The sequence below is a fragment of the Halomonas sp. 5021 genome, from assembly GCF_036663435.1.
In the GTDB taxonomy this organism is placed as follows: Bacteria; Pseudomonadota; Gammaproteobacteria; order Pseudomonadales; family Halomonadaceae; genus Vreelandella; species Vreelandella janggokensis.
The window spans coordinates 82,688-97,096 of record NZ_JAXOVU010000014.1; the positions used below are offsets into that span (position 1 = coordinate 82,688).

At 58.9% G+C, this 14,409-nt stretch carries 10 protein-coding genes; 5 read left to right on the forward strand and 5 right to left on the reverse strand.

Features of this window, described 5'->3' with window-relative positions; all coding sequences use genetic code 11:
• The first annotated feature begins 80 nt into the window (after positions 1 to 80).
• The 5 genes from recC to recD are packed head-to-tail and all read left to right on the forward strand — an operon-like array spanning position 81 to position 10,655.
• A complete protein-coding gene (gene recC / locus R3F64_RS17030) occupies positions 81 to 3,665 on the forward strand; it encodes an exodeoxyribonuclease V subunit gamma (RefSeq protein ID WP_332612720.1) in 3,585 nt (1,194 codons plus the stop codon).
• Between the two features lie 54 nt (positions 3,666 to 3,719).
• Positions 3,720 to 4,028 (forward strand): nucleotidyltransferase domain-containing protein, encoded by a 309-nt coding sequence (locus R3F64_RS17035; RefSeq protein ID WP_332612722.1) that lies wholly within the window; start codon positions 3,720 to 3,722, stop codon positions 4,026 to 4,028.
• Positions 4,025 to 4,552 (forward strand): hypothetical protein, encoded by a 528-nt coding sequence (locus R3F64_RS17040; RefSeq protein WP_332612724.1) that lies wholly within the window; start codon positions 4,025 to 4,027, stop codon positions 4,550 to 4,552. The genes R3F64_RS17035 and R3F64_RS17040 overlap by 4 nt, the downstream gene beginning before the upstream one ends.
• Positions 4,549 to 8,337, forward strand: a complete 3,789-nt coding sequence (gene recB, locus R3F64_RS17045) for an exodeoxyribonuclease V subunit beta (RefSeq protein ID WP_332612725.1) — start codon at positions 4,549 to 4,551, stop codon at positions 8,335 to 8,337. The genes R3F64_RS17040 and recB overlap by 4 nt, the downstream gene beginning before the upstream one ends.
• Complete coding sequence (gene recD, locus R3F64_RS17050; protein WP_332612727.1) at positions 8,334 to 10,655, forward strand: exodeoxyribonuclease V subunit alpha; 2,322 nt, start codon at positions 8,334 to 8,336, stop codon at positions 10,653 to 10,655. Before recB ends, recD begins: the two co-directional genes overlap by 4 nt.
• A 98-nt stretch (positions 10,656 to 10,753) precedes the next feature.
• On the opposite strand, the gene R3F64_RS17055 is transcribed toward recD, so the two are convergent.
• The 5 genes from R3F64_RS17055 to R3F64_RS17075 all read right to left on the reverse strand — a co-directional run bounded on the left by R3F64_RS17055 (position 10,754) and on the right by R3F64_RS17075 (position 14,285).
• Complete coding sequence (locus R3F64_RS17055; protein ID WP_332612729.1) at positions 10,754 to 11,827, reverse strand: ComEC/Rec2 family competence protein; 1,074 nt, start codon at positions 11,825 to 11,827, stop codon at positions 10,754 to 10,756.
• 3 nt (positions 11,828 to 11,830) lie between these two features.
• Complete coding sequence (locus R3F64_RS17060; RefSeq protein WP_332612731.1) at positions 11,831 to 12,325, reverse strand: hypothetical protein; 495 nt, start codon at positions 12,323 to 12,325, stop codon at positions 11,831 to 11,833.
• Positions 12,326 to 12,404: 79 nt separating this feature from the next.
• Entirely contained in the window at positions 12,405 to 12,878 is a 474-nt protein-coding gene (locus tag R3F64_RS17065; RefSeq protein ID WP_332612733.1) for a hypothetical protein, read from the reverse strand.
• A complete protein-coding gene (locus tag R3F64_RS17070) occupies positions 12,878 to 13,699 on the reverse strand; it encodes a hypothetical protein (RefSeq protein ID WP_332612735.1) in 822 nt (273 codons plus the stop codon). Before R3F64_RS17070 ends, R3F64_RS17065 begins: the two co-directional genes overlap by 1 nt.
• A 244-nt stretch (positions 13,700 to 13,943) precedes the next feature.
• Entirely contained in the window at positions 13,944 to 14,285 is a 342-nt protein-coding gene (locus tag R3F64_RS17075) for a DUF427 domain-containing protein (RefSeq protein WP_332612737.1), read from the reverse strand.
• Positions 14,286 to 14,409: the final 124 nt, after the last annotated feature.

The following is a 14,409-nucleotide window of genomic DNA, read 5'->3' on the forward strand; positions in this document are numbered from 1 at the left end:
ATATATCGCGCATCCCGCAAGATGTTCAATTATGGCACCATACCCTTAGCTACCACCACCGCCGTGAAGGAACCTCGCGCATGCCCGCCAATTCGCTGCTTTCGCCAACATCGCTAACGCCCGGGTTCATGGTGGTGCATGGCAATCGCCTGGAAGATTTGCGCGGGCTGGCGGTGGAGTGGATGCGCCTGCACCCGCTGGGGCCGCTGGAAAATGAAACCATTCTGGTGCAGAGCAACGGCATCGGGCAGTGGCTGAAGCTCGCGCTGGCGGAAGACCCGGACAACGGCGGCGCGGGGATCGCGGCGGCGCTGGACGTCATGCTGCCCGCGCGGTTCCTGTGGCAGGCCTACCGCACGGTGCTGACTCACGTATCGAACAACGAAGACGCCGTGCCGGAAACCTCGCCGTTCGATAAATCGCGCTTGGTCTGGCGGCTACTCCGTCTGCTGCCCACCCTGGCCGAGCAGGACGTGTTTGCGCCGCTGGCGCAGTTTCTGGAAGTCGACCGCGACCAGCGCAAGCACTACCAGCTGGCCGAGCGACTGGCGGACCTGTTCGACCAGTATCAGGTCTACCGCGCCGACTGGCTGGACGCCTGGGCCAATGGCGACGACGTGCTGATCACCGCCCGCGGCGAAACCCGCCCCCTGGAAGACCACCAGCGCTGGCAACCCGCGCTGTGGCGCATCTTGCGTGAGGATGTGGCCGCCACCCAGGGCGATGCGGGCCTCGACAGCAGCCGCGCCCAGGTGCATCGGCGCTTTTTGAAGGCCACCGAGCAGTTGGACGGCCAGACCTGCCCGCCGGGCCTGCCCCGGCGGCTGATCATTTTCGGCATCTCGTCGCTGCCCCAACAGACGCTGGAAGCCCTGGCGGCGCTCTCGCGCTGCTGCCAGGTGGTGCTCTGCGTGCACAACCCCTGCCAGTTCTACTGGGCGGATATCATCGAGCACAAGGACTTGCTGCGCGCCAGCCGCTACCGCCAGCGGCGCAAGACCGGCATGCCCGAAGCGCTGGACGTACTGGGCACCGGCGACGCCGACGATGCCCTGCACCTGCATGCCCAGCCGCTGCTTGCCGCCTGGGGCAAGCAGGGCCGCGACTACCTGCGCCTGCTGGACGAGCACGACGACACCGGCGACTACCAGACCCTGTTCGAGCAGCAGGCGCTGCGCATCGACATGTTCGAGCCGTTCTCCGGTGAACGCGGCTGCCTGCTCAGCCAGTTGCAGGACGACATCCGCGAGTTGCGCCCGGTGGCCGAAACCCAGACCCACTGGCCCGCCCTCGCCCCGGCGGATGACTCCCTGGTGTTTCATATCGCCCACGGCCCCCAGCGGGAAGTCGAGATTCTCCACGACCAGCTGCTCGCCGCGTTCAGCGCCGACCCCGACCTGCGCCCGCGGGATATCATCGTCATGGTGCCGGATATCGACCGCTACGCGCCGCACATCGACGCGGTATTCGGCCAGCTTCAAGGCGACGACCCGCGCTTCATCCCCTACACGCTTTCCGACCAGGCCAGCCGCCATCGACTGCCGATGATGATCGCGCTGGAAAAGCTGCTGCGCCTGCCGGAGCTGCGCCTGTCCGTCAGCGACCTGCTGGACCTGCTCGACGTGCCCGCCCTGCGCCAGCGCTTCGGGCTGGAAGAACGCGACCTGCCGGTGCTGGAGCGCTGGATGGAAGGCGCGGGCATCCGCTGGGGGCTGAATGCCAAACAGCGCCAGACTCTCGAACTACCTGGCGGGCTTAGCCAGAACACCTGGGCCTTTGGCCTGCGCCGCCTGCTGCTGGGGTATACGGTAGGTGAAGGTAATGCCTGGCAGGGCATCGAGCCGTTCGACGACATCGGCGGGCTGGAAGCGGGCCTTGCTGGCCCCTTGGCAACGCTGCTGGAAAAGCTCGAAGCCACCTGGGAGACCTTTCGCCAGCCCACCGATGCCGCCAGTTGGGTCGAGCGGCTGCGCACCCTGCTGGAAACCTTCTTCCTGACCGACGACGCCCAGGAAAGCGTGATGCTTACCAAGCTGGAAAACGGCCTGCAGCAAATCCTCGAAAGCAGCCGCGAAGCCCAGCTGGCGGACCCGCTGCCGCTTTCCATGGTGCGCGAACACTGGCTGGCGCAGATCGACGAACACAGCCTTTCCCAGCGCTTTCTGGCCGGGGCGGTCAACTTCGCCACGCTGATGCCCATGCGCGCCATTCCGTTCAAGCGCGTCTGCCTGCTAGGCATGAACGACGGCGAATACCCGCGCTCCCAGCCGCCGCTGGACTTTGACCTGATGGGCAGCGACTACCGCCCCGGCGACCGCTCCCGCCGGGAAGACGACCGCTACCTGTTTCTCGAAGCGCTGCTCTCCGCCCGGGACCAGCTCTACATCAGTTGGGTCGGCCGCAGCCAGATCGACAACACGACGCTGCCACCCTCGGTGCTGGTCGGCCAGCTGCGCGACCACCTGGCCGCCGGTTGGCACTTTGAACACGGCGCCCCACTGCTCGACGCCCTGACCACCGAGCACCCGCTGCAACCGTTCAGCCGCGCGTATTTCCAGGATGGCGACGACGCTGGGCGACTGTTTACCTATGTTCATGAATGGCGTGGGGCCCATGTATGGCGAGATGAGCATGCCCCGCGCACGCCCCCAACCGCCCAAGTAACGTTACCCAAGCCAGAAAACGCCCCTACCAGCCTGTCCCTCGGCCAACTGGGCGGCTTTCTGCGCGAACCGGTGCGGACGTTCTTCAATACCCGGCTAGGGGTGTATTTCGAGCAGGAAGCCATTGCCGAGCTGGACGCCGAACCCTTCGCCCTGGACGGCCTGCAGAACTGGCAGCTGCAGGACCGGCTCATCGCCGCCCAGCGCCACGCGGTGGACAACGGCGAGCCACGCCTGGAAGCCCTCGACGCCCAGCTTGAGCGCTTCCAGGGTCAGGGTGTGCTCGCCATGGGGGCCTTTGGCGAGCGCATGCGCAACGCCCTGGCCGAGCCCATGGACGACCTGTTCAGCGCTTACCAGGACGCACTGGACCAGTGGCCCATCGCCTTGCCTGCGCCGGAGCCGGTTCGCGTAGAAAGCGCCGACGGCATCGTGCTGGAAGACTGGCTGAACGAGCTGCGCCAGAACGAAGCCGGTGACCGCTGCCGCCTGCTGCTGCTCAGCAGCAGCCTGATCAGCCAGGGCAGCGGGCGCGGCCAGTACCGCTGGACCCACCTGCTGCGCCCCTGGGTCGCCCACCTGGCGGGCAACCTCAGCGGCCCGATGACCACCCAGCTACTTTCCAAGGCGGGCAACATCACGCTGGACCCCATCGCCGCCGACACCGCCCGCGCCCACCTGGACACCCAGATGAACGCCTGGCAAGCAGGCCTTGAAGCCCCGCTGCCACTGGCCCCCCAGGCCGCCTTTGCCTGGTTGACCAAGCTAGGCACGCCGGAGATCGCCGAAGACAAAGGCCGGGAAAGCGACGCCTACGCCGCCGCCGAAGGCGCCTATGACGGCGGCCGCTTCCAGACCGGCGAAGTCGCCCAAAGCGCCTACCTCGGCCACCAGTGGCCCCGCTTCGAACGGCTGTTCAACGAGCAAACCCAACACGGCCACCGCTTCGCTACGCTCACCGAGGCGCTCTACGCCCCGCTGTTTTATGCAGTAAAGGGTTAGACTCGATACAGTGCTAGACTTTATCAACAGGCTCAAAGGAAAGGAGAGGCCTCCATGCGACTCACTCAATCACAGCGCTCCACGATCGTCTCTGGTGTCCGTGAGTTCATTGGGCCTTCCGTCAACGTCCACGTGTTTGGCTCGCGTCTTGATGACACAAAGCGAGGCGGTGATATCGACCTTCTGCTGATCTCCAGGACAGCGATTCCTCTGCTCGCCTCTGCCGAACTCAAAATGGCGCTGGAGGAGCGGCTGCAACTCCCTGTGGATATCGTGACCTACGTCTCGACGGATGAGCCAACGCCCTTCCAGGCGATAGCCCTGAGCCAGTCGACGTCAATTGATGGTGAGGAAGCAGCATGAGCCAGGACGTTCTCAGCGACCAACAACGTTATCTTGCGCAATTACTGGAAGTGATTCAGCGCTGCGCCTGGTTTCTGCAACAGTCTCGCAACAAGGTGACTTGGCCGATTGACGGAGAGTGGCTGGCAGACCACAAAAAAGATGTGGAATTATTTGAAACACTTGCCGCCCTCAATGAACGATTTGCCAAGCTGCAGGATTCCCTGGCATCCGCGATGCGACACAGTGCCTTGCTTGCGGGAGAGTCCACCGAGAGCTTTCTTAAGGTACTTGCGCTGTTTGAAAAACAAGGCGTGATTGATGCGACGAGTGACTGGCAGCGCTGCCGCGCCATCCGCAACATCGCCGCCCACGACTACTCAACGCACTACGCTCAGATAGCAGAACACTTCAATCTGCTGAATGAACTCTCCGACATACTCCTGCATACGTCTCGAAATCTGGTGGCCTGGTGCGCTGACCAACTCCAGATTCATCCCGCAAGCCAAGATTTCTCCACTGAGTTTGACAGTATCTTCTTATGAGCCAGCCCGCACCACTCGATCCATTACGCCTCCCCCTCCACGGCAGCAGGCTAATAGAAGCCAGCGCGGGCACGGGCAAAACCTTCACCATTGCGCTTTTATACGTGCGCCTGGTACTGGGCGGCCAACACAGCGACGACGACACCGCCTTCGTGCGCCCGCTCACGCCACCGGAAATCCTGGTCGTCACCTTCACCAACGCCGCCACCCAGGAGCTGCGCGAACGCATCCGCAACCGGCTGGTAGAAGCTGCCGGGGTGTTTCGGGCAGAAGCATTGCATGAGGAGGAGCCGGGGGTATGCCGTAGAGGAGGTTGTCCGACAGGGATGTCGGACGTAGCGCCCAAGGATGGGTTCACAGCGCCTCCTCGTAGGCATACCCCCGGCGGGGCAGCACCGCAAGCTAAGCTAGACCCGCTGCTTCTAGAGCTCCGCGACCAATACGACCCGGCCACCTGGCCCGCCTGCGCCCGCCGCCTGGAACTGGCCGCCGAATGGATGGACGAAGCCGCCGTCTCCACCATCCACAGCTGGTGCTACCGCATGCTGCGCGAACACGCCTTCGACAGCGGCAGCCTGTCCTCCCTCGACCTGGAAAACGACCAGCACGAACTGGAACAGGAAGTCGTCCGCGACTACTGGCGCACCTTCTACTACCCGCTGGATGCGGAGGCACTCGGCCACATTACCCGCTACTGGAAATCCCCCGGCGAACTGCACGCCCAGGTCGCCCGGCTGCTGCCCGAAAGCGAGGCCCTCGGCAGCCAGCGACCCGACCCGGCGGAGACCCTCAGCGCCGCCGAGGCCGAACGCCAGGCAACGCTCAGCACCCTGAAAGCCCCCTGGCCCGCCTGGCTGGACGAACTGGTGCCCGCACTGGAAGACGCCGCCAAGCGCAAGGCCTTCAAGGGCCAAAGCTTCAACGCCAAAAGCCGCGCCAACTGGCTGGGCGCGCTGCGCGAATGGAGCGAAAGCGACCTGGAACGCCCCGCGCTGACGCCCGCCGCCTGGAAACGCCTCACCCCGGAGGGCATGGCCGAGATCTGGAAAGACGGCGCACCGCCCTGCCCAGAGGTATGGCAAGCGCTGGCCGAACTGCCCGCCGCGCTCAAGGCCCTGCCGGAACCACGCAACGACCTGCTGATTCACGCCGTGCAATGGTGCAAGGTGCGCCTGGAACGCGAGCAGGAACGCCGCGCCGAAATGGGCCCCAACGACCTGCTCACCCACCTGGACCGCGCCCTGCAAGGCCCCAACCGCGAAGCGCTGGCCGCGCAGATTCTGCGCCAGTTCCCCGTGGCGCTGATCGACGAATTCCAGGACACCGACCCCATTCAGTACCGCATCTTCAACGCGGTATTCGAGGTCGCCAAGCCCCGCCGCGACGCCGCCATCCTGCTGATCGGCGACCCCAAGCAGGCCATCTACGCGTTTCGCGGCGCGGATATCTTCACCTATCTGCAGGCCCGCCAGGATACCGCTGGCCGCCACGTCACGCTGGGCACCAACTTCCGTTCCAGCCGCGCCATGGTCGAGGCCGTCAACCACTGTTTTACTTACGCAGACCGGCAGCCCGCCGGGGCATTTCTGTTCCGCGAAGAAGGCGGCGAGAACCCGCTGCCCTTCCAGCCCGTGACCGCCAAAGGCCGCGACGAACAGCTGGTGCACCAGGGCCAGCCGCTGCCCGCGATGACCCTCTGGCCGCTTGAAAGCGACGAGCCACTCTCCAAAACCGCCTACCAGACCGAAATGGCCGAGCGCTGCGCCTCGCACATGACCGAACTGCTCGAGGCAGGCCAGCAGGCACAAAGCGGCTTTCAAGACGGCGAGGCGCTTACGCCGCTCAAGCCCTCCGACATGGCGGTGCTGGTCAACGGCCTGCAGGAAGCCCGCGCGATTCGTCTGGCGCTGGCCAGCCGTGGCGTCAAAAGCGTCTACCTTTCCGACCACGACAAGGTCTTCAGCTCCCCCATGGCAGCCCAGGTAGAACGCTGGTTGCGCGCCTGCGCCGAGCCGCTGGCCAGCTCCCGCCAGGCCGAAGCCCACCTGCGCGCGGCCCTGGCCACCCCGGTACTGGGCCTGACGCTGGCCAACCTGGATCACCTGCAACAAAGCGAGCTGGCCTGGGAAGAACGCGTCGAGCAGTTCAGCCACTACCACCGGCTGTGGCAGCGCCAGGGGGTGCTGCCGCTGGTTCGCCGCATGATGGTGGATTTCGACATCCCCGCTCGCCTGCTGGCGGAGTTCGAGGACGGTGAGCGCTTGCTAACCGACCTGCTCCACCTGGGCGAACTGCTCCAGCAGGCAAGCCAAGAGCTGGACGGCGAACACGCGCTGATTCGCTTTCTGTATGACGCCATCGCCGACCCGGACAGCCACGGCGACAGCCACAAGCTGCGCCTGGAAAGCGACGCCGATCTGGTCAAGGTGGTCACCATCCACAAATCCAAGGGGCTCGAGTACCCGCTGGTGTTCTTGCCGTTCATCGCCAACCACCGCCCGGTCAGCGATAAGGACCTGCCGCTGCGCTGGCACGACGCCCACGGCAACCTGCAACTCAGCCTGAGCGCCGATGAAGACACCCTGGCCACCGCCGACCGCGAACGCCTGGGCGAAGACCTGCGCAAGCTCTACGTCGCGCTGACCCGCGCCCGCCACGCCACCTGGCTGGGGCTGGCGCCGCTCAAGGGGCTGGAAAACAGCGCCATCGGCCACCTGATCAACGGCGGCGAAGCCATGGCGCCGGACACGCTCAGCGCAAAACTCGCCGACCTCGCCGCAGGCAGCGACATCCGCGTCGACGAACCGCCCGCGCCCACCGCCCAGCGGCTAACGCCCCCCAAGAACACCGCCGCCCTGGGCCACGCCCGCACGCCGCTGCGCCCGGCCAAAGAACACTGGTGGATTGCCAGCTACTCGGCGCTGCGCCTTTCCGGCACGCTCACAGCCCCGGTCACCACGCCGCTGGAACCCACCACCGCCCAGGAAGCCACGGCGTTCGAGGTGCTGGACGAACCCCAGGATCTCGCCCAACCGGAAGCGTTTCATCTGCATAAATTCCCCAGAGGCCCCGGCCCCGGCACCTTCCTGCACGGGCTGCTGGAATGGGCGGGCAGGCAAGGTTTTGACGCCGCCGCGAGCGACGCAGAAAGCCTCGACGATATGCTCTGGCGGCGGGTGCAGCTGCGCGGCTGGCATAAGTGGCAGGAGCCGCTTTCCGGCTGGCTGACCGCACTGCTCACCACCCCGCTGCCGCTGGCCTCTCAACAGAGCGTCGCACTCACCGAGCTTGCCAGCTACCAGGTCGAGCTGGAGTTCTGGCTGGCCGCCAAGCAGGTGAATACCCAGGCCATCGACGCGCTGGTTAGCAAGCACTTACTGCCGGGTTACGAGCGACCCGCGCTGGATAGCGACAGCCTGAACGGCATGCTCAAAGGCTTTATTGATTTAGCCTTTGAGCACCAGGGGCGCTTTTACGTGCTCGACTGGAAATCCAACTACCTGGGGCCGGACGACAGCGCCTACGAACCGGATGCCCTGCGCCACGCGCTGCTCGCCAAGCGCTACGACCTGCAGGCCGCGCTTTACCTACTGGCGATGCACCGGCTGCTCAAGGCGCGCCTGCCCAATTACGACCCACACCAGCACCTGGGCGGTTCGATGACGGTGTTTCTGCGCGGCAGCCGCAGCCCAGGGCGCGGCGTGTATACCGAAGCCGCCCCCGTGGCATTGATTGAAGCACTGGATGGCCTGTTTACAGGTACGGCACAGGAGGCCACCGCATGAGCGGCTCACGACACAACCACCACACGCCCGACCTGTTCGGCGACGCCCCCGAAGCCAACCAGCCAAGCGCTCCAGCGCAAGTGAACGCTCACCCCGCGCTAAGCGATACCGTCGAACTACTGGCACTATGCGAACGCTGGGTCGCCCGAGGCTGGCTGCGCGACCTGGACCGCGCCCTGGTGCGCTTTTTAGCCACGGAAGCACCGGACGCCCCGCCGCTGCTGTTGCTAGGCGCGGCGCTGGCCAGCCACCAGCTCGGCCGCGGCCACGTATGCCTGGATATCAACGCCACGCTCAACGCACCGGACTTCGCGCTTTCGCTACCGCCGGAAGGCGACGACCTAACCGACCCGCCGCCGCTACCCAGCGAGGTGCTGGCAACGCTCACCCTTACCGAATGGCAAGCCGCGCTAAACCACCCCACGCTGATCACCCAAGGCCCCGGCAACACCCCGCTAGTGCGCAGCGAAAGCGAACACACCACCCGCCTCTACCTGCGCCGCTACTGGCAGTACGAACAAACCCTGCACCAAGAAATCGCCAACCGCCTCTCCGGCGAAGAGGGTTTTTGTAGGAGCCCAATTCATTGGGCGATTGATTCAGGCACCGAGTCAGATACCGTTCGGAACCATCCCAATCTACTCCCCAACGCCCTAAACGTTCTATTTAAAAAACCCCCCACCCTAGACTGGCAAAAAACCGCCTGCGCCCTCGCCGCCCGCAACCGCTTCGGGGTAATCACCGGCGGCCCCGGCACCGGCAAAACCACTACCGTGGTGCGCCTGCTCGCCCTGCTGCAAACCCTGCAGCTGGCCCAATCGCCCACGCAACCGCTGCGCATTCGCCTCGCCGCGCCCACCGGCAAAGCCGCCGCCCGGCTGAATGAATCCATCGCCGGGCAGGTAAGCCTGCTGCCATTCGAGTCTTTAAGCACTTTGTTGGAGCACGATTCATTGGTGGTCCGACATATCGGCGATGAGTCAGGCACAGAGCGCCTAAAATCTTCGATCCCCACTGAAGTAACCACACTCCACAGGCTGCTTGGCGCACGCCCCGACACCCGCCACTTCCGCCACAACCCCGCCAACCCGCTGGCGTTGGACGTGCTGGTGATCGACGAAGCCTCGATGGTGGATATCGAAATGATGACCGCCGTGCTCAGCGCCCTGCCCGCCCAGGCGCAGCTGGTACTGCTGGGCGATAAAGACCAGCTGGCCTCGGTCGAAGCCGGTGCCGTGCTCGGCGACCTGTGCCGCCGCGCCGAGACCGCCCACTACACCCCGGCAACCGCCCAGTGGCTGGAAAGCGCCACCGGCCAGCCGCTGCCCGAGCACTACCTGGACCCCAACGGCCAGCCGCTCGACCAGGCGATTACCATGCTGCGGGTCAGCCACCGCTTCAACGCCGAAAGCGGCATCGGCCAGCTGGCCCAGGCGATTAACCAGCCAAGCCACGCTCAAAGCGAACGGGAAAAGCACCAGGCGGTTCATGGCGTACTGCGCCACGGCTACCCGGACCTGCACCACCTGGTGCTGGGCAGTAACGCCGAAAGCCGAGAGAAAGACCCCGCGCTGGATAAGCTGGTGATTCATGGCAGCCCCGATGCGTTCCCGAACGCGGGCGAAGGCCGCACCGACCACGAAGGCACGCCCATCGCCCCGCCCACGGGCTACCACCACTACCTGAACACGCTAAAAGCACAGCGCCCGCAGGGGCTGGCGTTTGAGGAAGATAAAACGGCGTATAACGACTGGGCAGGCGCGGTACTTAGCGCCTACAGCCACTTTCAACTGCTGTGCGCACTGCGCAAAGGCCCCTGGGGGGTAGAAGGCCTGAACCTGCGCATCGCCAAAACGTTGCGCGGCGAAAAGCTGCTGTTCGGCAGCGACCACATGCTGGAAAAAGGCTGGTATGAAGGCCGCCCGGTGCTGGTGACCCAAAACGACTACGGCCTGAAGCTGATGAACGGCGATATCGGCATTACCCTCGCCGTGCCGGACCCGCGCACGCCGGGTAAATCATTACTGCGCGTCGCCTTCCCAACCAGCGACCCGGAAAAGCCCATCAACTGGGTGCTGCCTTCCCGCCTGCATGCGGTAGAAACCGTATTCGCGATGACGGTACACAAATCCCAGGGCTCGGAGTTCCTGCACACCGCCCTGCTGCTACCGCCCACGCCCAATCCCATTCTCACCCGCGAGCTGGTCTATACCGGCATCACCCGCGCCCGCGAATGGCTCACGGTGGTGGAAGCCAAACGCGGGATATTGAATGATGCGGTGACTAGGGAGGTTATGAGGGTGAGTGGGTTCGGGTAATTAGATTTACGTCAGGCTCTGCGACAGGTGAAATGTAGAGGCGAACCCAGAACTATTGTTTGCCTGATCACAGTCACTTTTTATGCGTGGTTCAACCTTCACTTTTCTTGATCTTCAGGGTAAGGCAAAGGATCTACTGTCACCCAATTCTTACGTTCAGGTGCATTGTGACCGATTTTCTTATTACTTCCCTCCGTAGAGATTACTTTTGCTCCTCTATGCATAAATGATCGAACTACAGACTTTCGAGGATGATCTTTATCTTCTTTCGCTGCACTAACTACTGCGGTAAAACTACCCAAATCAGGTTGTGCTTCATGCTTAGCTCCAAGCCACCGGTCCAATACTTCAGTTGATACATTGTGCCTAGAACCATGATGTGGGACTTGCATACGATCAATTCCTGGAAGTTGCAAACCCACATTCGGTGCAAAGTCAGCTGCTTCATCAAGCGCAGCCCGCCCCGCGTCACCTGTCAACAAAATTTTCTTGTCGCATAAGCAGGCATATTGAATCACGCTCATGTTGTTTTCAGGGCTCGTATCATCATCAGGAAAATATTCATCTCCCCATGCAGATTTAATGAAATTTATCGCTTTATCAAATAACTGCCCAGCAGCCTCGACTAAGGACTGTTCTTCTTCCTTAGTCGACTCAGGGGTTTTTTCCGATTCAACAACGAGATCTAAGTATCTGGTTTTAGATGGCGCCAAGACACTAAACTCACCTATCTTTTCACCTTGGAATGGCTCTGATATTTTCACACCGTGCTCAAGCGCAAGTTCTTCTAAAGCTGCTAAATTTGGGTACAGCTCTTTTAGTCGTTGTACGAGATTATCAACCGAAGTGAAACGACTAAATCGATTAATTAGCTCTTCAGCATAAAGCCAAGGTCGTAGCATCCATAACTCACCAATCTCGTATTCATCAAACAGCTTTCTTGGCCCACCAGCATGGTCACTGTCAGGATGTGTTACGATTACAGCGTCAATATAATTTGGTGATCCATAATATTTGTTAATATGGTCTACTACCAAGTCTCCTGTAGCTTGAAATCCACCATCAGTCACATGGATTCTTGTAGTACCATCGATTGAATACCGAAGTGGTATAGCATCTCCACTTTTTTTGGACTCAACGTCTAAAAAATCTATCTCAAAAAAATCAGTCATAACTTACCCCTTTTCTTTATAGTTAGCAACACGTCTACTTATATAATTGGTTTGTTTTCGATAGGAAAAAGCAAATAGAAACAGCAACCCACAGATTACAACTACAGGCGTCCATTCATTTACCGATTGGTGGCGTAACGTTAAATATTCATATATTTTTAAAACCGAAAGACAGAGAAATAATGACAAGAACGTTCTATACATATTATTTACTTCGGATAGCACTTCTATAATTTTGTCTTTATGAGACGCTTTAACATAATCTTCATAATCACTAAATCGAACAAATTTCAACCACTTAAGAATAGGCTCGATCATAATCGAACCGATCCTACTAATAACCAAACCGATGAAATAGTATAAGAAAACACCAATAACAATATCTTCTTGAACAAGATCATATCTTGTCAGCGACTCTGATACTGAAACGAACACTACGCCAGGCAAAAGATAGTTAAAAATATTGTATGAAGATATTTTATCAAGTAAGTCTTTCATCAAATCTTCTCATTCAATTAAAACACCCAACCCTCATGCTACAGGCTCACGCATGCGAGCTTCCTAATTCACCGAATTGCTAGGTTTTTCCGTCATTCAACCTAATTAAGGCACTTTTTATAGCTATCTTTGCAGCGTAGAAGCTAAAAGCATTTATTGAAAGGGCACCAGCGAATCCAATAAAAACCCAAGCCCCAACCAACGTATTTAAAGCACCTAGAAGCCAAACAATAAAACAAGGGATCACGAACAAAATACTATTTAAAACACCAACATCAAAATGAACTTTAAGTCTCCAATAATCGGGCCATTCGTGCAATACTTTCTCATTTTTTTCACTAGGAAAAATAACACCGACTCCTTCTTTCAAAGTCCACCCTGCAACTCCCCCAGGAATGAGCATTGCCCACTTAAGTGCATCCTGATTCAAAGAGGGAAATGGAAAATACTTTGAAAGATTTTCTTGCAAAAAAGCATAGACAACCCAGCACAACAAAAGGAACGCAAATTCGTAGCTTACAAAAAAAACTCTAAGATAGTAGAACATTGTCATCAGTGCTTCATATCCCGCTCTCTGGAAACCTTCTCAAACTGAGCTGATGTTTTTACCGCAAGCTCTCCGGGCACAGGCTCTTTATCATGAAGAAAGCTCTTTTGTGTGTCACTAGTTTTGATCTCGACTTTATCACCATTCTCCATCCCAACTACTTTACCCCTGCCATATCCATCGGCAGCCATTAGAATAGCGGCATCACCAATCGCAGGAGATTCTTCCGGTTCATATTCCGGCGAATCTATTATTCGATCCATAAGCTCTATTATTCTTGACTTTAAACCTTTTGGCTTGGTGGTCTGTTCTTTGACTGTCACTTCAGAGGCATTTCGTTTGTCAATGTAGTCGTTGAGACTTCCCCACAATCTCCCAAAAAGGGGATTTGGAGGATGTACGGTTGCAGAAAATTCTGTGAAATGACTTAACTTTTTAAGCCGAGCAGTGAAAGCACGATAGTCGGATACTGGTTCCACATCACATGCGACAAAAAATCCACCATATGCAGCCTCAATTACGGACTTGAACCTTCTTGGAAATACGTCTTCCTGAATACCATTCCATACCTGCAGAAATGCAATCCCTGAGTATTCGGGCAAATATACAAACGAAGAGCTAGCCTCCAGAAGGTTTGGCACATCTGCATCAATCTGAGAACGATTGACTTCATCAATTACTTTTGCATGACCTTCCTTTGCATACTTCGACAACTTCCCGAAAATATAGGGTGTCTCTTCACCTCTATTGTCGACTACATCCGTTATCGTCCAATCGAACTTTCCAATTGAGACTATAGGAGCATTGGTAATGGCATCAATCAACATTTCTTGGTCAAGATTTATCTTTTTGACCCGACCAAGATAGTACCTTCCTTTTCTCACCCAATTCCCCCTATACCCTGTAAAACCCTAATAGATATCAGACAGCTATCTATACGATAAACACAACATACCAGTCTTAAAAAGTCTGATTCCAATAAAATCAACTTTAACTAAGCAGCATTTACAGAATTTGCAGGCGGGCTGCATTTGCCATCGAATGGCAATATTATAAATAAACAAGCAGTGTTTACCCATGTACCACCTGCATCTTCGCTACCCCGTATGCAAACGTCACCCCTCCTGCTATCGCTTCCATTCCTTCAATCGGCTGCTCGTAGCTCCAGGCAATATCCTTATGATCGCCCAGCGAGAAATACACCGTGTCGCCTTTAAATGGGCAATGGGTGGTCGTCTCGGAGGTACTAAGCAAACCCATCCGCACATCGCCACGTGGGAAGTAATGCCGTGGCGGGTAGCCGGTTTCGCGGAGTTCGAGGGCCTGGATGGAGTCGGCAATCAGATTGCCATCCACATGCACCTGCATGCGCTGGTTGATGGGGTGAAGCTCGATGCGTGGGGCATGCGGCATTAGGTTGTTCCCTGCGGCGATTTTTCGCTCTAGTAAAATTAGCCTAGGGAGACTCTGAATAAGTCTCCGAAATCAGCGATAATACGGCCATCGTCAACTGCCTAGGATTCATTACCGCATGGAT